The following is an 18,187-nucleotide window of genomic DNA, read 5'->3' on the forward strand; positions in this document are numbered from 1 at the left end:
CCGACGTCTCGAGCTCGACCGGGCAGCCCACGCACGGGGACGATGCACGGCACTTCCCCGCGATGCACGGTGAATGTGCCGTGCATCGCGGGGACGGCGGGGTGGCCCACTCAGGTGTAGCGCCTGGTCTCCTCGTAGACGGTGTAGTCGATCCACTCCTGTGGAGTGTCGGGCGCGGAGGCCGCACGCACCGGCGTCGGGTTGTCCGCGACCTGGTGCAGCCCCGGCTCTCCGTCCTGGACGACGAACGACGCGCGGGTGAAGGGCGTCGCGCCCGGCTGGCTTACGTACGGCACGACCTGGTAGTCGCCCTGCATCTGGTCCGGGGTGACCGTCAACCGCACGTAACCCCGCAGGTTGTTGTAGAACCGCAGGTGCGGATTGATCTGCAGGAACGGGTGCTCGTTCGGGTCAGAGTCGAAGCCGTCACCGCCGGAGGAGATGGACGTCGTCACGAACTCCGAGCCGACCGTGGCCGACGTCGGGTCGTCGTAGTCGAGCTTCAGGTCGCTCGCCCAGTTGGCGTGGACGTCGCCGGTGACCACGACGGGGTTGCGCACTCCCGCGTCAACCCAGCCTTGCGTGATCCGCTGCCGCGAGGCGACGTAGCCGTCCCACGCGTCCTGGCTCGTCACCTTGACCAGGCTGTCGGCGTTGTTGTCACGCTGGCCGAAGAACACCTGCTGGCCGAGCACGTCCCAACGCGCCCGCGACCGGTGGAAGCTCTCGATCAGCCAGGCCTCCTGCTCCGCGCCGGTGATCGACCGCGCCGGATCGACCGACGCCGGGCAGTCCTTGTAGCCGTCCCCACATCCCTGGTCGTCGCGGAACTGCCGCGTGTCGAGCATGTGGAACGACGCCAACCGCCCCCACTGGACCGTTCGGTAGAGCTGCATGTCGATGCCGACCGGGATCGACCTGCGGCGCAGCGGCATGTTCTCCCAGTACGCCTTGAACGCGGCCTCTCGCCGGGGCAGGAACACCTCCGGCGGCTGCAGGTGCGGATCCTGCGGCACCTCGTCGGCCCAGTTGTTGTCGATCTCGTGGTCGTCCAGAACGACGAGCCACGGTGCCGCCGCGTGCGCGGCCTGCAGGTCGGGATCGGTCTTGTACTGCGCATAACGCTGCCGGTAGTTGGCGAGCGTGGTGGTCTCCGGCCCGGCGTGCAGACGCGGGCGACCGGCGACACCCGCCGACTCGTACTGGTAGTCGCCGAGGTGCAGCACGAGGTCGGGCATGTCGTCGGCGATGCCGCGATGGGCGGCGTAGAAACCCGACTCGTAGTGCTGGCAGGACGCCATGCACACCGTCAGATGTTGCGCGAGTACGCCCGGCTCGGGTGCGGTCCGGGTCCGCCCGACCGGCGAGAGGTGCGACGCCACCTTGAAGCGGTACCAGTAGTCACGTCCCGGATCGAGGCTGTCGAGCTCGATGTGGACGCTGTGCGCATCTTCCGGGCGGGACGTGACGCTGCCCGACGCGACGATGTCGCTGAACCGGTCGTCCTTCGCGACCTGCCACTGCACCGGCACCGTGGCGTCCGGCATGCCGCCCAGTCCGTCGTCGGCAAGGGGTTCGGGAGCAAGCCGGGTCCACAACACGAACCCGTCATGGCTGGGGTCCCCCGACGCAACCCCCAGGGTGAAGGGGTACATGCGGGCGTAGATCGGCGGTACCTTCTCCGCGGCATGTGCCGGTACTCCGGCCCCGAGAAGGGACCCGGCGGCCAGACTGCCGGCGAGAAACGTCCGCCTGCCAAGGCCGTCGGATCGGTCGTTCGTTGGGGACACGCTTCCACCTCCGCGTCGCTTCGGCTTCTTCGGAAAGCCCGTCGCGAACGCACGGTGTTCGTTCGGATGCGCTTCGGCGTTCGGGTCGGGTCCTCCAGGATGGGCGCCGATCAACGCCTCGGCGAGGCCTTAGCCGATCATGGCGCGGCCAACATCTGACATGCGAAGGCAGAAGGTTGGAGAAAAGCGCCGGCGGCGGGCTGTCAGCCGCCGGAACTCAGCCGCCCGAGATGGCGACCTCTGCGGCGGCGAGGTCGGCGCCCACGCCGTCCCGGTCCGACAACCAGCCCGCGGGCAGGGTCACCGGCCGCGGACTCCCCTGCCTCCCGCGCGGCAGCCCCAGAGCCGCCTGCGGAAACGGCTGATCGGCGTCCAACTCGGCCAGCAACGCGTCGAGCTCGGCCAGGCTGGAGACCAGGGCGAGGGCGCTGCGGAGGTGCTGGCGTACGGCGAAACCCTTGAGATACCAGGAGACGTGCTTGCGGAACTCCCGGCAGGCCCGGTCCTCGCCCATGTCCTCGACGAGCAACCCGACGTGCCGCCGCATCACGCGGGACACCTCACCCAAGGCAGGCAGCACCGTCGTGGGCTCGCCCGCGAAGACCGTCGCCAGGTCGCGGAAGAGCCACGGCCGGCCGAGACACCCGCGCCCGACCACCACTCCCGCGCAGCCGGAGTGCTCGACCATGCGAACCGCGTCCGCGGCCTCCCAGATGTCGCCGTTGCCGAGCACCGGGATGCCGACGTGGGCGACCAGCGCACCGATGGCGTCCCAGTCGGCCTCGCCGCTGTAGTGCTGCGCGGCCGTACGCCCGTGCAGGGCGATCGCCGCGCACCCGGCCTGCTCGGCGATCCGGCCCGCGTCGAGGTAGGTCAGGTGGTCGTCGTCGATCCCCTTGCGGGTCTTCATGGTGACGGGCACGCCGTAGGGCCGCGCCGCCCCGACCGCAGCCCGGAGGATGGCGTCGAGGAGGCCGCGTTTCCAGGGCAGGACGGCCCCGCCACCCTTGCGGGTCACCTTGGGCACAGGACAGCCGAAGTTGAGGTCGACGTGGCTGACGTCGTACTCCCCGCACAGGATCCGGGTCGCCTCGCCGACGTAGCGCGGGTCCACGCCGTAGAGCTGGACCGACCGGACCGCCTCCCCCGGATCGAACGCCAGCATCCGCCGGGTCGACTCGTCGCCCTCGACCAGCCCGCGTGAGGTGATCATCTCGCAGACGTACAGCCCCGCCGCCGGCGCAGCGCCCTTCCCGTTCCGCGACGGCCCCGCGGTCCCTGCCGCCTCAGCCTGTTCCCGACACAGCGTCCGGAACGCCGCGTTCGTCACGCCGGCCATGGGAGCGAGGACGACCGGCGGGTCCACACGGTGCGGGCCGACAGTCAGCGCCGGGGTTGCTGCTCGCATGCCCACATTGTGTCCCGTCCCCGGATGCCGGAGCTCAGGGACTCAGGACTCGGGACTCAGGACTCGGGCCGCAACGCGAGCGCCCCCGTGGGCAGGAGCTCTCCGCGGTAGGTCACCGCCTCGTTGTAGACGTCGGTGACCCAGCAGGTGAAGGCGTTCCGGTTGCCGACCTCGACGAGCTCGAGGCCGATGATGTCGCAGGTCACGCGAGCCGGCTTGAACGACTGCCGGGTCGCTTCGTAGATCGCCTTCTGCTCCGAGACCGGCAGCCGCTTGGCCGTCCAGCTCGCCTGGACCTCCGAGCGGCTCACCTTCGCGCGGACGCCGAACCGCGTCGAGGAGCCCCACAGCGAGACGTCACAGCTGAAGTTGTAGGTGCCCACCTGGATGATGTCGTTCTCCGACACGGTGCAGTCGGCCTTGGTGGTCTTCGGATCGACCACGCCCGCGGACTTCCACACCTCGGTCTTGAGCTGGTACGCGATCCGGGTGAGTTCGGTGTCGGACTTTGCCGGTGCCTTCGGCATCCGCGGAGTCGCGAACGTCTCCTCAGGTTGGGGCAGCGGCGACATGGTGACCGTCGGGGCCGCCGACTTGCGCTTCTTCGGCTTCACACTCGCCGGCGCGCTGGACATGGGTTGGGCGACCCGACGCGGCGACGTGTCGCCCTTGTGCGGCGTGCTCTCGGACTTGTCGGGCGGGAGCCGGAGCGCAGGACCAGATGCCTGGAGGGCGCAGCCCGTCACGAGCGCGAGGACCCACACCAACAGACCCACACCCGCAACCCGGCAGATATGTGCTCGTCGTGTCTTCACAGCAGTCGTGCCACCACAGCAGAGGAAAGGAGGACTCAGCAGCCGGCGAGACGCTCGGCGAGGTATCCCTCGACCCGGTCCAGGGACACCCGCTCCTGCGCCATCGAGTCGCGCTCACGCACCGTCACGCAGAGGTCCTCCAAGGTCTCGAAATCAACTGTCACACAGTACGGCGTACCGATCTCGTCCTGCCGACGGTACCGGCGTCCGATCGCACCGGCATCGTCGAAGTCCACATTCCAGCACGTACGCAGCTGTGCCGCCAGCTTCCTGGCCCGTGGCGACAGGTCCGCATTGCGGGACAACGGCAGGACCGCCGCCTTCACCGGAGCCAGCCGGCGGTCGAGGCGTAGGACGGTCCGCTTCTCCAGCTTGCCTTTGGCGTTCGGCGCCTCGTCCTCGGTGTAGGCGTCGAGCAGGAACGCCAGGAATGCGCGGGTCAGCCCGGCTGCCGGTTCGATGACGTACGGCGTCCAGCGCTCGCCCTTGTCCTGGTCGAAGTAGGACAGGTCGGCGCCAGAGTGCTTGGCGTGCGTCGTCAGATCGAAGTCGGTGCGGTTGGCGATCCCCTCGAGCTCGGCGAACTCCTCGCCACCGAAGCGGAAGCGGTACTCGATGTCGACCGTCCGCTTGGAATAGTGCGAGAGCTTCTCCTTGGGATGCTCGTAGAACCTCAGGTTGTCGGGATCGATGCCGAGGCCGACGTACCAGTCCCACCGGGTCTTGAGCCAGTAGTCGTGCCACTCCTCATCGGTTCCCGGTTCGACGAAGTACTCCATCTCCATCTGTTCGAACTCCCGCGTACGGAAGATGAAGTTGCTCGGCGTGATCTCGTTGCGGAAGCTCTTACCCGTCTGGGCGATCCCGAACGGCGGCTTGCGACGCGCCGAGGCCATGACGGTCGCGAAGTTGACGAAGATCCCCTGCGCGGTCTCCGGCCGGAGGAAGTGCAGACCGGTGCCGGCGCCGGATCCCCCGCCGTGGGACCGCTCGTCACCCGGGTCGACCGCACCGAGATGGGTCCTGAGCAGGCCGTTGAACATCCGCGGCTCGGTGAAAGCACCGGTCGTGCCGCACACCGGGCAGGCGACGTCGGCCAGGTCACCGGCGGGCGGCGTCCCGTGCTTGGCCGCATGCGCCTCCTCGAGGTGGTCGGCCCGGAACCTGCGGTGGCAGCTCTGACACTCGGTCAGGGGATCGACGAACGCCTCGACGTGCCCGGACGCCTCCCACACCGCCCGCGGCAGGATCACCGACGAGTCGAGCCCGACCACGTCGTCGCGGGAGCGGACCATGCACCGCCACCACTGCGTCCGGATGTTGTCCTTGAGCTCGACGCCGAGTGGGCCGTAGTCCCACGCCGACCGGGTACCGCCGTAGATCTCCCCGCAGGGAAAAACGAAACCGCGACGCTTGCAGAGACTGACGAGGGTGTCGATGCGGTCGGCTGGCACGTGGTCGCTCCATCCGGCTGGGTGTCGGCGGGGTACGCGGAACTCCACAGGTTACCGGGACGTTGCAGCACCTGACGCAGGGTTCGGACAGCCTGTGGGGGAAGATCGGGGTGAGAGGCGCCGGCCCAGGCGCCCGACCCGACCTGATGTCAGGAGAACCGTGTCCAGCGGGCCCCACTCGCCACGTCAGTCGCGCACCACCTCGGCCGCTCCGGCATCGAGCGGGTTCCGGGCGCGCGTCGAGAAGGTGAGCTATCCCCTCCTCGTCCGCCTGCACACCCTGCCGCGGTGGCTCGTCGCGCTCATCCCGGTCGCGCTGCTTCTCGGCGGCCTGACGGCTCCTCGGCCCTACAGCTCGGTGTGCCTGGCCGCCCTCGTCCTGGTGATGGGCTGGGTGGCCTATCTCGCCTGGCATCACGGCGATCGCCTTCGCCGGGTGTTCAGGGTCGTCGCCCTCGGACTCGCTGTCGTGGCGCTGGTCCTGAGCCTCCTGCCCTGAGTGCCGCGGGCGCGGGCGCGGTTGACATACCGGTCGCCCTAATTGACAATGATTCTCATGTTCTTAGGGTGGAGGCGGTCCCGGGGCCGCGGAGTGCTGGTCGGAGCCTGCGCGGGCGTCCTCCTGGTCGTCCTGGGGGGAGTCACCGGCTGCGGAACCGATACCGAAGGGGCCCCCGGAGCCGGCGACAAACTGGCGGTGATCACGGCCTTCTACCCGTTGCAGTACGCAGCGGAACGGATCGTCGGATCCCACGCCGACGTCACGAACCTCACCAAACCCGGCGCGGAGCCGCACGACCTCGAGCTCACGCCCCGAGACGTCGCGACGATCGAGGAGGCCGGGCTCGTCATCTACCTGAACGGGTTCCAACCCGCGGTCGACGACAGCATCGCGCAGGTGGCGGGCGGCCACAGCCTCGACGTCACCACCCTGGCCAGGCTGACCCGACCGGCCGCCTCGGACGTACATGAGGACGCTCACGAGGACGGGGAAGAAGACCACGCGGACAACGAGGCCCGAGGAGCGCCCGACCCCCACTTCTGGCTCGACCCGGTACGCCTCGCCGGGGTGGGCGACGGGATCGCCGAACGCCTGGCCGCCCTCGACCCCGACCACGCTCAGGCGTACGAGCGCAACGCCGGCGCCCTCCGCGCGGACCTGGAGGCCCTGGACGAGGAGTTCGCCACCGGCCTCGCGACGTGCACGAACCGTGAACTGGTGACGAGTCACGCGGCGTTCGGGTACCTCGCCGCCCGCTACGACCTCGAGCAGGAAGGCATCGCCGGGCTCTCACCCGAGCAGGAGCCGTCGCCTGCCGAGCTCAGTGCCGTCGCGACGTTCGTCCGCCGCCACGACGTCCGTACGATCTACTACGAGACACTGGTCGACCCGTCGATCGCGGACACGCTGGCGACGGAGACCGGGGCCGACGTTGCCGTCCTCGATCCGCTGGAAGGGCTCACCGACGAATCGGCCGGCACCGACTACCTGAGCGTCATGCGAGCCAATCTCGCCACGCTGGAGAAGGGCCAGGACTGCTAGTGCCCCCCGACGACCACCCGTCGTCCGCGACCACCGCGCCGCAGGTCACACCGCCCGCGGGCACCGCCGCGCGCGGAGGTCCCGTCGTCCGGATCCTCGGCGGCGCGGTGAGCTACGCAGGCGTGCCGGTCCTCAGTGGGATCGACGTCGAGGTCCACCCGGGCGAGGTGGTCGCGCTGCTCGGCCCGAACGGTTCCGGCAAGTCGACCCTGCTGCGCACCATCCTGGGGCTCGTCCCCCTCGCCGCCGGCTCGCTCGAGCTCTTCGGCACTCCAGGTGAGCGGTTCGGCGAGCGAGCTCGGATCGGCTACGTCCCGCAACGGCAGACCGTGGGCGGCGGTGTCCCCGCGACCGTCGGCGAGGTCGTGAGCACCGGCCGCCTGGTCAGCCACCGGTGGCGGCCCTGGCTGACCGGAAGTGACCGCGGCATCGTGGCCGACGCGATCGCGACCGTCGGGCTGGCCGAGAAGACACACGAGCGGATGTCCACCCTCTCCGGCGGCCAGCAGCGCCGCGCCCTGATCGCCCGCGCCCTGGCGAGCCAGCCCGACCTGTTGGTCATGGACGAACCGTTCGCCGGTGTCGACGCACCCAACCAGGAGATCCTCGCCGCCACCCTGTCCACGCTGGTCGCCGGCGGGGTCACGTTGCTCCTCGCCACCCACGAGATGGCGCCGGTCGCGGCCCTGGTCAGGCGTACGGTCGTCGTCGACCATGGCCGGGTCCGCTACGACGGGCCACCGACGGAGGCTGTCCTCAGCCTCGGAAGCGTCCGGTGACCATGGAGATCCTGCAGTTCGACTTCATGCAGCGGGCGCTGCTCGCCGCACTGTTGATCGGCCTCACCGCACCGGCGGTCGGCGTCTACCTCGTCCAGCGGCGGCTCGCACTGATCGGCGACGGCATGGGCCACGTCGCCCTCACCGGCGTGGGCGTCGGTCTCCTCACCAACACCGCACCGATCTGGACCGCGCTCGCCGCGACCATCGCCGGCGCGCTCGCGATCGAGTTCATGCGGACCAAGGGGCGCACCAGCAGCGACGTCGCCCTGGCCGTCCTCTTCTACGGCGGCATCGCCGGCGGCGTCGTGTTGATGGCCAAGTCACCCGGGAGCACGCCGGCCAACCTCAACGCGTTCCTGTTCGGGTCCATCACGACCACCTCGCCGGCCGACCTCGTCGTGTTCGCCGCGCTCGCGATCGGCGTGCTCGTCACGACGATCGGTGGTGCCCGGCTGTTCTTCGCGGTCGGGGCCGACGAGGAGTACGCCCGGACCGGTGGCCTGCCCGTGCTCGGGCTCAACGTCGTGCTCGCCGTGATGGTCGCCGTGACCGTCGTCGTGTCGATGCGGGTCGTCGGGCTCCTCCTCGTCAGTGCGCTCATGATCGTGCCGGTCGCCTCCGCCCAGCGTCTCGGCCGCAGCTTCGCCGGAACCGTCGCGACGGCCATGGTGATCGGCGTGGTCGTGAGCGTCGGTGGTGTCGGTGCGTCGTACTACGCCGACACGCCCTCGGGCGGCACGATCGTGCTGGCGGCGATCGCGGTGTTCGTCGTCATGGCGTTGGCGTCCGGGCTGCGCTCCCTGCTCCGGCGGCCCCATCGAGAGGCAGAGGATCACCTCCACCAGCACGGCCCCGGCTGCGGGCATCCTGCGATCGACCATGACGATCACATCGACTACGTCCACGATGGGCACCGCCATGCCGTCCACGGCGCGCACTACGACGAGCATTAGTGCTCTCCGGGACGCCTCGTCGCTGGCGTGAGACCGTCGGCGAGAATGGACCCGCGACCGGCGATCGAGGAGGTATCCAGGTGACCACCGGGCCGAAGCTGCGGGCGACCCGCCAGCGCGCTGCCGTCGCCGAGGTCCTCGACGGAATCGACGACTTCCGCAGCGCGCAGGACATTCATGCCCTGCTGCGATCGCGCGGTGAGACGGTCGGACTGACGACCGTCTACCGCACCCTCGCCTCACTCGCGGACGCCGGCGACGTCGACGCCATCCGTACCGCCGACGGCGAGACCGTCTACCGCCGCTGCGCGACCTCCCGACACCACCACCATCTGGTGTGCCGGTCCTGCGGGCGCACCGTGGAGGTCCAGGGCCCGGCAGTCGAGCGGTGGGCCGACCGCGTGGCTGGCGAGGCCGGATTCGTCGACGTCACCCACACGGTCGAGGTCTTCGGCACCTGCGGCTCCTGTGCGGCCCGGTGACAGCGACCAGCCCGTAGCGACGACCGGCCCGTGGCGACAGTGTGCCGGCCTGGACGAGGGCCCCTCAACCACATCGGCGGCGGCCCGGAGCATGATCACCGAGGGGGCCGGTCCGACGTCAGGAGCTCCCGTCGACGACGTTGGGCTCGGCCCCACCGAAACGCCGGTCCCGTTGGGCATAGATCTCGATAGCCCGCCACAGATCCCGCCGGTCGAAGTCCGGGAACAACGTGTCGAGGAAGACCATCTCCGCGTACGCCGACTGCCAGAGCAGGAAGTTCGAGGTCCGCTGCTCCCCCGAGGAACGCACGAACAGGTCGACATCGGGGAGATCCGGTTCGTAGAGATAGCGCGCCAGCATCCGCTCGTCCACCCGGTCGGCGCGAACCTTTCCCGCCGCGACATCCATGGCGAGCGCCCGCGCGGCATCGGCGATCTCCGCCCGGCCGCCATAGTTGACGCAGAACTGCAACGTGATCACGTCATTGTCCTGCGTACGCTCCGCGGCCTCCTCGAGCTCGGCGATGACGCTCTTCCACAACCGCGGCCGCCGGCCCGCCCAGCGCATGCGTACGCCCATGGCGTCGAGTTCGTCGCGCCTACGGTGGATCACGTCCCGGTTGAAACCCATCAGGAACCGCACCTCGTCAGCGGAACGACTCCAGTTCTCGGTGGAGAACGCGTAGGCCGAGAGCGTCTTCACGCCGATCTCGATCGCACCCTTGATCACGTCGAGGAGGGCGCCTTCGCCGCGTTCGTGCCCACGGGTACGCGGCAGGCCACGCGCTTTCGCCCAACGGCCGTTGCCGTCCATCACCAGCGCCACGTGCCGCGGCAGGAGGTCGACCGGGATCTCCGGCGGCCGGGCGCCGGACGGGTGCCGGTCGGGTGGGACGACCGGCGGGCGTGGCCGGACCGGCGGACGGCGGCGACGCCGCATTCCTGGGCTCATCCTGCGCCCACGCCTGTGTCCATGCTCGCGTCACTACCCGGCCCCGGCACCCGGCACGCCCCTCCTTCGCGACCTCGTTCCTCACCGACCACTCCACCCACTCGCTCGCCGCCCCGCTCCGTGCTCATGGTCCCGCGCGGCGCCGTATCCATGGTCCCGCCCCGCTCCGTGCTCATGGTCCCGCGCGGCTCCGTGCTCATGGTCCCGGGCGGCTCCAATCGCTCGACGTGCGGGAGGGATCGGAGGGCGCGTTCCAGATGCCACTGGAGGTACGCCGACACCATGCCGGTCGCCTCGCGGCGGTGACGGGCGTCGCTGGCGTCGGCCACCTCCCACTCACCGGTCAGCAGAGCCGCGAGGAGCCGCACCGTCTCCGCGGCCGGCAGCGCGACCCCCGCGGGCCGACAGTCGGCGCACACCATGCCGCCCGCCGCCGGGGAGAACGCGCGGTGCGGTCCCCCGATCCCACACCGTGCGCAGGCATCGAACGACGCTGCGTAGCCCGCGACCGCCAGAGATCGCAGCAGGTAGGAGTCGAGGATCAGTCCCGGATCATGCGCCACCTCGGCGAGCGCCCGGAGCGCCGCCACGAGCAGCAGGAACTGCTGGGTGGCGGGTTCCCGCTCCTCGGCGGTGAACCGTTCGGCCGTCTCGAGCATCGCCGCGGCCGTCGTGTAGCGGCCGTAGTCGGCGTACATCGCCTCGGCGTAGGGACGGCGGGTCTCCGCCTGCGTCACCACGTCGAGCGAGCGCCCCACCGCCAGCTGGACCTCGACGTAGGAACACGGCTCGAGGCGGGCGCCGAAGCGTGAGGTGGTCCGCCTGACGCCCTTCGCGACCGCGCGTACCCGACCGTGGTGCCGGGTCAGCATGGTGATGATGCGGTCGGCCTCGCCGAGCTTCTGGGTACGCAGCACGATCGCTTCGTCGACGTACAGGGTCACGCCGCCATTCTTACCTGTCGCCAGCCCCCGTGGCAGAGCAGGCACCGCACGGGGTTTGGCCCGCTGTCAGAGCAGACTCAGCAGCCCGATCACGGCGATGCCGTTGATGAGCAGATGCGCGACGATGGCGGGACCGAGCCGGTCGGTGACGAGCCGGACGTACCCGGCGGCCAACCCGGCGGCGAACAACAGCGCGACCCTCGTCGGCTCGAGGTGGATGACGGCGAACAGCCCCGCGGTCAGCAGGAGGGTTGGCCATCCACCCAGCCCGCGCCGCCGGAGCGCCGACCACCACGCCCCTCGAAAGTGCAACTCCTCGACGAACGGGGCGGCGAGCGCGAGCGTGGCCAGAGCCACGACCTGCCAGTCGGCCTGGGCTTCGCCTGCGGCGACACCCAGCGACGAGGTGGGAGTGTCGCCGGTGAGCTGCACATAGACGAGAACGAACACCACGGCGGCGACGAGGACCACCAGACCGCCCAACGCGCCGATTCCGAGGTCGACCGGGCGGAACCGCCACGCAAGGTCCGAACGCGGCCCGTTCCCACGCCGCAGCGACATCACGATCGGCAACCCGGCCAAGGCAAGCCAACCGACCGGAGTCGCGACGATTCCGGCAGTAACCGGATCGGCTCCCAGCGCAACCAGTGCGACCGACACGCCGAACGACAGTACGACGAACCCCAACAGCGCGGCGACCACGGTGGGAATACCCCACCGTGGGGATATGGGCGCAGACGCGACTGATTCGGGGGGACTGGTAGTCGTCACTCCCCCATCATCCCGCTTCCGCGACCCGCCAACTCGAGCCCTGGGTTTGACTGTGCGCCGATGAGGGGCAAGGGTGGAATGACCGGCAGTCAACGCACCAGGGAGTGATTCACCACCTGCCCAGCCGGCCAGGGCCCCTACGCGGCAGTGTGCGGTTCGCGCATGCCGTTCTCGAGTGGGGCCTGTTCACCATCTCCACACACTCGAATCCGAGGAGCAATTTTGCTTGCGCTCACCAACAACGCTGCGCTCGTCATCCAGTCCTTGACGAACAGCCCCGAGCTTCCCGGAAGCGCAGGACTGCGCATCACCGCGCAGCCTGAGGACCAGCAGAGCCTCAGCCTCGCGGTCGCCCCGGAACCCACTGATGGCGACCAGGTAGTCGAGGAGCAGGGTGCCCGCGTCTTCCTTGAGGCAGGCGCGTCGACCATGCTCGACCAGATGGTCCTCGATGCCGAGGTGGACGCTCAGGGCAGCGTCCAGTTCTTCCTGGGTACGCAGTCCGGCGGCACGCCTGCCGCTGGCGCAGCGACCAACTGACCGTCGTTCCTTCGGACCTCACCGAACGGACGATCTCACCTCGACCGCGGCCACAGCGTCGGCGGCGGTAGTGGTGCATGTCGACTCTGCCGGGACCGCGACAGAGTGCGTTCGACAAGCGCCGTCCCTGTCGAACGCACTCTGTCCCGGCCCGAGCCCGGCTCGAATGGTTGCACGAGACCTCGCGAGGGCTCGAACGCGTCGCGCAATGAGCCGGCCCGGTTCCAGCCTCCCCCAACGCCTGCCTCCGCGTGATCGCCCTGCCCGGTTCAGGATGTGCCGGCAGGATCCTCCCAGTACCACGCCTCGGGGTCGTACGCAGCGGGCGTCGGGTGGTGCCAGTCGTTGACGAGACCGCCGAGTGCCGTCTGCTCGCGGGTGGGTACGTTGCGCAAGCCCTGCTTGACGAGCTCGACCCTGGGGAAGTTCGCGACCGCGCCAAGGAAGAACGGTCCTTCCTCCACGTGGATCTTCACCATGTCCCAGAACATCCCGTCGCGTGCGACCGCGTCCGGCTCCACGCGTGCACGGTCCGCGAGATCCCATAGCTGCTCGATGGGTCCGCCCTCTTCGGGCTCCATCCGAGGTGGTGTCCGCTTGTACGGATCAACGTCGAGTTGCTGCTTCTCCACCGGGGTTCCGCGGACCGAGTAGAACTGTCCCTGCAGCGGCGCCCAGCGGGAGGGCTCCATGGGCATGAGCCACAGCAGGTCGGCGCCGAAGGTGAGGGTGCTCGTCTCCCACGCCGTCTTGCTCATGAGCTTGCCCTGCGCCCACTGGTCGTCCAACGCCTCCGGCGAGACCGGGCTGAGCCGGGTGTCGATGCCGATCGCGTCCCAGCTCTTCTTCAGGATGTTGTTCTTCTGCATGTGCTCGCCGCTTGGATCGGCGTCGGCGGGGTACTCCAGTCGTACGACGAGCTTGGTGCCGTCGGGCATCTCGCGCTTGCCGTCGCCGTCCTTGTCGACCACGCCGATCTCGTCCAGCATGGCCTTGGCCCGGTCTGGGTCGTAGTCGACCCAGGAGTCACGCCACTGCTTGTAGACAGCCATACCGTCGCCGCGGTGGAACTCCCGGGTCTTGGGCCCGTAACCGCCCGTCGTCAGGTCACCGGTGTTGAAGTAGATCGACTTCCGGACCTCGGCACGGTTGTAGGCCAGCGAGAGGGCCTGCCGGAACTCCTTCATCCGGATGAGCTTGCGCATCTTGGGGTCGTAGTAGTCCTGGCTGAAGAAGAAGATCGATCCGGTGCCCGAGCCGCTGTCCCAGAGGATCATGTCCAGCTGGTTCTTCGACTGCGTGGCCTTGATGCCCGACACGTCGCCGAGGTTCAGACCGGCGAACGCCCCGTGTACGTAGTCGAACTGACCGTTCTGGATCTGCAGCTTCATGGTCTCGGGATTGTCGACCACGCCGAAGTTCAGCGTGTCGACGTAGGGCAGCTGGTTGCCTTCCTTGTCGACCACCCAGTAGTACGGGTTCCGCTCGAACGTGGCCGACCGTCCCTCCCGACGTGACTTCAGCAGCCAACCGGTCATGGTCGGCGATTCGGGGTTGGTGGTGGCGTTGCGCTTCGCGTCGAAGATCTCCGCCCAGTTCTCCGGGACGCTCTTGTTGTACTTGGGATGGAACTGCTTCATGTAGTGCTTGGGTTCCATCCACGACGCGGCGATGCCCCGGTTGACCCAGTTGGCGATCATGTCCGGCACCATCGGGGCGGGCGCGTCGAAGGTCATCACGAGCGTCAGGTCGTCCGGCGCCGCGAGCTTCGCGATACTTCCCGTCCCCGAGCGCGCCTCGTCCGGTATGCCTTCGGCGTACTCCTCGTTGAGGACCATGTCCTCCCACCAGAACATGATGTCCTCGGTGGTCCACGGCTCGCCGTCCGACCACTTCAGACCGGCACGGAAGTGGAACGTCCACTCCGACGCGTCCTCGTTGCTCTCCCAGCTCTCCGCGAGGCCCGGTCCGAGGTCGAGTCCGTCGTTGAGCCAGCGAAGCGGCGAGTGGCCGTACATGTATTCCTTCATGTCCCAGCCGTCGGTGCTTTCTGACACGAGCCGCATGCTTCCGCCGTACTTGCCCGTCGTGGCCCACCGGTGCGGGATGACGTACGGATGTTCCGGCAGTCGCTCGGCGACCGGCGGCAGGTCTCCCGCCTTGACCAGCTCGGCGAGGCTGGGTGCCTCGTTGAGCTTCGCCGGCGGTGGCAACGGCTTGGGCTCCGAACCCTTGGCCGCCTTGCCGGTCGGGGCCTTGGTGGTGCCGGAGTCCCGACCGGGCGTGTCGCCAGAGCCGGAGCACGCGTTGAGCATCACCCCGCCGACTGCGAACGCGGCGCTGTAGAGAAATCCCCGCCGGCTGAGTGTGTCGCGAGCCGCCATCGTCACGACCTCCAAGAATGCGATCGGCGGCCTGCGTCGGCCGCCAGCCAATCGTCGATTCGATTCGACATAGAAACGTGGCCGAAACAGTAGTCCGGAGCAGCGGAGTACTGTCAAGGCTGCAGCCGTGAGTGCTGCCTTCGTGTCCATTACCGGACACACTCGCCTTGCCTCACAGCGGATTGAGACCGCTTGACAGGTTTTCTCAGGCCGCCGTAGCGTCCGAGCCGACAGGGCCCGCATCGTCGAACGTCATCGAATTGATTCGACGATGTGTTCCGTCGCCTTGCTGTCCGGTGGTCAGTGAGAGGATGAGGCGGCGCGGACCCGAAATGAGATGTTGAGTTTGCCCGCACGGCCGGAGGGAGCATCGGTGGTCACCATTGCCGACGTCGCCCGCAGGGCGGGTGTCGCACCCAGCACCGTCTCCTACGTCCTGACCAACCGCCGGAGCATCTCCGCCACCACCCGGCAGGCCGTCGAGGAGGCGATCCGCGACCTTGACTACCGCCCGCACGCGGGAGCCAGGGCACTCCGTGGCGCACGGACGCGGGTCCTCGCCTTGTCCTTCCCGCGGGAGACGGTGCCCTACCACGCGATCGGCGGTCGCTTCGTCCACCACGTCAGCGCGGCTGCCCGCGCCCACGGCCACGACCTGTTGCTGCTGTCGGCGGAGGAGAGCGTCTCCGGACTCCGCCGGGTCGCCGGCAGCCGGCTGGCCGACGGTGTCGTCGTGATGTCGGTGCTGACCGACGACCCGCGGATCCCCGTGCTCGACGAACTCGGCTTCCCCGCCGCGCTGCTGGGACGCCCGCGGGCCAGCGGCGGCCTGCCGTGGTCCGACTACGACTTCGAAGGCGCGGCCGCGTTGGCCGTCCGGGAACTCGTGCGCGCGGGTCACCGCGCACTGGCGTTCGTGAGTTCCTCGGATGCGGAGTTTCGCGCCGGGCTCAACTACGCCCCGCGGGCATTGGCCGGTGCCCGTGCCGCAGCTCGGGAAGCCGGAGTGCACCTGACCGTCATGCGCTCGTCGTCCTCGCACCGCACACTCGTTCGCCGGACTCAGGCCCTGCTCGCCGCCGATCCGGCGCCCACCGCCGTGATCCTGCACCACGAGGTTCCCGCCATGCCCGCCATCCTGCGCGAGGCGGGCTACTCGATCCCGCGCGACATGTCGCTGGTCGTGATCGGCGCGACACCTGACCTCGCGAGCGACCTTCCCGTCGCGCGCTCAGAGCTGCCCGTCCAGGAGATGACCCGCACGGCGGTCGAGCTGGCTCTGGCCAGCATCGAGGGCGAGGTGTCGGGAGGTGGGTTGATCCCGGCACGATGGACCAAGGGGCAAACTATCGCTCCACCCCGCGCCGACCATGGCGGCCGGCGCGCATGACCCGAGACGACCGATGCCAGCTGATCACCTTGTGGGAGACATGGGCACGAGCGAGCGCACCATCCGAGTCACCGTATGGAACGAGAACGTCCACGAGACGACCGAGGAAGCCGTACGACAGCGTTATCCCGAAGGGATCCATGGCGCGATCGCGGCAGGGATCCGCGACCAGTTGGGAGCGGGCGCGGCCGTGCGGACCGCGACCCTGGCCGACCCCGAGCACGGACTCACCGAAGAGGTGCTTGCCGACACCGACGTCCTGACCTGGTGGGGACACGCCGCTCACGGCGAGGTCAGTGACGAGGTGGTCTCCCGGGTCCAGCGCCATGTCCTCGGCGGCATGGGCCTCGTCGTCCTTCACTCCGGACACCTGTCGAAGATCTTCCGCCAGCTGATGGGCACGACCTGCACGCTGCGCTGGCGAGCGGGGGATGACCGGGAGCTCGTGTGGACACTGAAACCGCATCACCCGGTCGCCCGCGGAGTGCCGAGCCCGATCGTGATCCCCGCCCAAGAGATGTACGGCGAGGTCTTCGACATCCCGGATCCGGACGAGCTCGTCTTCGTCAGTTCGTTCACCGGTGGTGAGGTGTTCCGCAGCGGTTGTGTGTTCTACCGCGGCAACGGGCGGATCTTCTACTTCAGCCCCGGCGACCAGGCCTACCCCGTCTACCACCAGCTCGAGGTACGACGGGTCATCAGCAACGCCGTGGCCTGGGCGGCGCCGACCGGCGACGGCCGGGACGCCCCGAAGCTGCGCAACAGCCCGCTCGGCTGGTATGACGAAGAGGCGGAGGGGCAGTCGTGACGAATCCCGCCAGCGGCTCGTCCGGCACGAGCTCCTCAGACGGCAACGCGCCCCTGCGGGCCATCCTTGTCGGCGTCGGTGCGATGGGACGCGGTTGGCTGCGCAACCTCCAGGCAGCGGACGACGTCGAACTCGTCGGCGTCGCCGACCTCGATGTCACAGCCGCCAAGGCCGCACTCGACGACGCCGGGCTGAGCGGCGTTCCGGTGGCTGGCACCCTGGAGGAGTTGGTCGACGAGACCGCGGCCGACTTCGTGGTCGACGTGACGATTCCCGAGGCGCATCATGCGGTGACGATGCAGGCGCTGCGCCGCGGGCTGCCCGTGCTGGGTGAGAAGCCGTTGGCGGCCACGCTGTCCGAGGCGCTGGACCTGGTAGCCGCGGCCCAGGTGTACGACCGCCTCTTCATGGTCAGCCAGAGCCGCCGCTACAACCCGCAGCTGTTCGCGTTCCGGCGGATGATCCGGCAGCTGGGCGGGCTCGGCATCCTGGTGGCGGAGTTCTTCAAGGCCCCGCATTTCGGTGGCTTCCGCGACGCCATGGACCATCCGCTGGTGCTCGACATGGCGATCCACACCTTCGACAGCGTGCGGTTCCTCACCGGAACCGAGCCGGTCGCGGTCTACTGCGATGAGTACAACCCCGCGTGGAGCTGGTACACCGGCGACGCCGCGACGACCGCGATCTTCGAGATGAACGACGGCTCACGCTTCGTCTACACCGGCAGCTGGTGCAGCGAGGGGTTGGAGACGTCCTGGAACTCCGCGTGGCGCGCCAGCGGTGAGCACGGGACGACGTTGTGGGATGGCGACGGTCCCCCGACCCTCGAGATCGTCGAGGGCCGGGCGACCGCGCCGGTCAGCGACACCGGCGAAGTGGATCCACTCGACGGAATCGCTGGCTCGTTGCGGGACTTCGTTCAGGCGTTGCGTTCCGGCACGCCGCCGATGGGCGAGGCACGCGACAACCTGATGAGCCTCGCCATGGTGCACGCCGCGATCGCGTCGGCCGGCAGCCGCCAACGGGTCCTGGTCGCCGACGTCCTCGCTCAAGCCCACGCCGAAGCGCTGGCCAGCGTCGACGACGCCGCCGTGGGTGATGTGCTCCGGTCCTGGACAACACTCACGCCGCCATCCTGAGTCCGGCCGCCGCGGTCGCGTCGCCGTCGTAC

Annotated in this window: 16 protein-coding genes and 1 pseudogene; 9 read left to right on the plus strand and 8 right to left on the minus strand. The window is 69.1% G+C overall.

What is annotated here, in order from left to right; all coding sequences use genetic code 11:
* Positions 1 to 110: 110 nt before the first annotated feature.
* The 4 genes from ABN028_RS04510 to ABN028_RS04525 all read right to left on the minus strand — a co-directional run bounded on the left by ABN028_RS04510 (position 111) and on the right by ABN028_RS04525 (position 5,467).
* Complete coding sequence (locus tag ABN028_RS04510; RefSeq protein WP_349695723.1) at positions 111 to 1,790, minus strand: alkaline phosphatase D family protein; 1,680 nt, start codon at positions 1,788 to 1,790, stop codon at positions 111 to 113.
* 217 nt (positions 1,791 to 2,007) lie between these two features.
* Entirely contained in the window at positions 2,008 to 3,198 is a 1,191-nt protein-coding gene (gene dusB, locus ABN028_RS04515; protein ID WP_349327673.1) for a tRNA dihydrouridine synthase DusB, read from the minus strand.
* 56 nt (positions 3,199 to 3,254) lie between these two features.
* Positions 3,255 to 3,974, minus strand: coding sequence for a hypothetical protein (locus ABN028_RS04520; RefSeq protein WP_349695724.1), 720 nt, complete (start codon positions 3,972 to 3,974; stop codon positions 3,255 to 3,257).
* A 74-nt stretch (positions 3,975 to 4,048) separates the two neighbouring features.
* Positions 4,049 to 5,467 carry a glycine--tRNA ligase gene (locus ABN028_RS04525; RefSeq protein ID WP_349327671.1) on the minus strand — a complete coding sequence of 473 codons (1,419 nt, stop codon included), beginning with the start codon at positions 5,465 to 5,467 and terminating at the stop codon, positions 4,049 to 4,051.
* On the opposite strand from ABN028_RS04525, the gene ABN028_RS04530 reads away from it, so the two are divergent.
* The 5 genes from ABN028_RS04530 (at position 5,451) to ABN028_RS04550 (ending at position 9,227) form a co-directional block, all read left to right on the plus strand.
* Positions 5,451 to 5,966 (plus strand): DUF6703 family protein, encoded by a 516-nt coding sequence (locus ABN028_RS04530; RefSeq protein WP_349695725.1) that lies wholly within the window; start codon positions 5,451 to 5,453, stop codon positions 5,964 to 5,966. The two genes, ABN028_RS04525 and ABN028_RS04530, sit on opposite strands and share 17 nt — an antisense overlap.
* 57 nt (positions 5,967 to 6,023) lie before the next feature.
* Entirely contained in the window at positions 6,024 to 7,010 is a 987-nt protein-coding gene (locus ABN028_RS04535; protein WP_349695726.1) for a metal ABC transporter substrate-binding protein, read from the plus strand.
* Positions 7,010 to 7,789, plus strand: a complete 780-nt coding sequence (locus ABN028_RS04540) for a metal ABC transporter ATP-binding protein (protein WP_349695727.1) — start codon at positions 7,010 to 7,012, stop codon at positions 7,787 to 7,789. Before ABN028_RS04535 ends, ABN028_RS04540 begins: the two co-directional genes overlap by 1 nt.
* Before the next feature lie 2 nt (positions 7,790 to 7,791).
* Entirely contained in the window at positions 7,792 to 8,745 is a 954-nt protein-coding gene (locus ABN028_RS04545) for a metal ABC transporter permease (protein ID WP_349327760.1), read from the plus strand.
* Between the two features lie 80 nt (positions 8,746 to 8,825).
* Positions 8,826 to 9,227: a Fur family transcriptional regulator gene (locus tag ABN028_RS04550; RefSeq protein WP_349695728.1), complete on the plus strand. Its 402-nt coding sequence runs from the start codon at positions 8,826 to 8,828 to the stop codon at positions 9,225 to 9,227.
* A gap of 118 nt (positions 9,228 to 9,345) precedes the next feature.
* On the opposite strand, the gene ABN028_RS04555 is transcribed toward ABN028_RS04550, so the two are convergent.
* From ABN028_RS04555 to ABN028_RS04565, 3 genes and pseudogenes are all read right to left on the minus strand, one after another.
* Positions 9,346 to 10,167, minus strand: coding sequence for an isoprenyl transferase (locus tag ABN028_RS04555; RefSeq protein ID WP_349327666.1), 822 nt, complete (start codon positions 10,165 to 10,167; stop codon positions 9,346 to 9,348).
* 230 nt (positions 10,168 to 10,397) lie between these two features.
* Positions 10,398 to 11,123 (minus strand): annotated as a pseudogene (gene recO, locus ABN028_RS04560) (DNA repair protein RecO); the annotation flags it as partial.
* A 66-nt stretch (positions 11,124 to 11,189) separates the two neighbouring features.
* Positions 11,190 to 11,894 carry a CPBP family intramembrane glutamic endopeptidase gene (locus ABN028_RS04565; RefSeq protein ID WP_349695730.1) on the minus strand — a complete coding sequence of 235 codons (705 nt, stop codon included), beginning with the start codon at positions 11,892 to 11,894 and terminating at the stop codon, positions 11,190 to 11,192.
* Between the two features lie 222 nt (positions 11,895 to 12,116).
* On the opposite strand from ABN028_RS04565, the gene ABN028_RS04570 reads away from it, so the two are divergent.
* Positions 12,117 to 12,434 carry a Fe-S cluster assembly protein HesB gene (locus ABN028_RS04570; protein WP_349327663.1) on the plus strand — a complete coding sequence of 106 codons (318 nt, stop codon included), beginning with the start codon at positions 12,117 to 12,119 and terminating at the stop codon, positions 12,432 to 12,434.
* Between the two features lie 269 nt (positions 12,435 to 12,703).
* Here ABN028_RS04570 and ABN028_RS04575 read toward each other — a convergent pair whose 3' ends face one another.
* On the minus strand, positions 12,704 to 14,818 hold the full coding sequence (locus ABN028_RS04575; RefSeq protein WP_349695731.1) for an ABC transporter substrate-binding protein: 2,115 nt from the start codon (positions 14,816 to 14,818) through the stop codon (positions 12,704 to 12,706).
* A gap of 373 nt (positions 14,819 to 15,191) precedes the next feature.
* Here ABN028_RS04575 and ABN028_RS04580 point away from each other — a divergent pair, with 373 nt between their 5' ends.
* From ABN028_RS04580 to ABN028_RS04590, 3 genes are read left to right on the plus strand one after another with little or no spacing between them, the layout of a single operon-like run.
* Complete coding sequence (locus ABN028_RS04580; protein ID WP_349327662.1) at positions 15,192 to 16,208, plus strand: LacI family DNA-binding transcriptional regulator; 1,017 nt, start codon at positions 15,192 to 15,194, stop codon at positions 16,206 to 16,208.
* Between the two features lie 40 nt (positions 16,209 to 16,248).
* Positions 16,249 to 17,016 carry a ThuA domain-containing protein gene (locus ABN028_RS04585; protein ID WP_349695732.1) on the plus strand — a complete coding sequence of 256 codons (768 nt, stop codon included), beginning with the start codon at positions 16,249 to 16,251 and terminating at the stop codon, positions 17,014 to 17,016.
* Positions 17,013 to 18,155: a Gfo/Idh/MocA family protein gene (locus ABN028_RS04590; RefSeq protein WP_349327660.1), complete on the plus strand. Its 1,143-nt coding sequence runs from the start codon at positions 17,013 to 17,015 to the stop codon at positions 18,153 to 18,155. The genes ABN028_RS04585 and ABN028_RS04590 overlap by 4 nt, the downstream gene beginning before the upstream one ends.
* The last annotated feature ends 32 nt before the right edge of the window (positions 18,156 to 18,187 follow it).

Origin of the sequence: Actinopolymorpha sp. B17G11, from assembly GCF_040196095.1 — a bacterium.
GTDB lineage: Bacteria > Actinomycetota > Actinomycetes > Propionibacteriales > Actinopolymorphaceae > Thermasporomyces.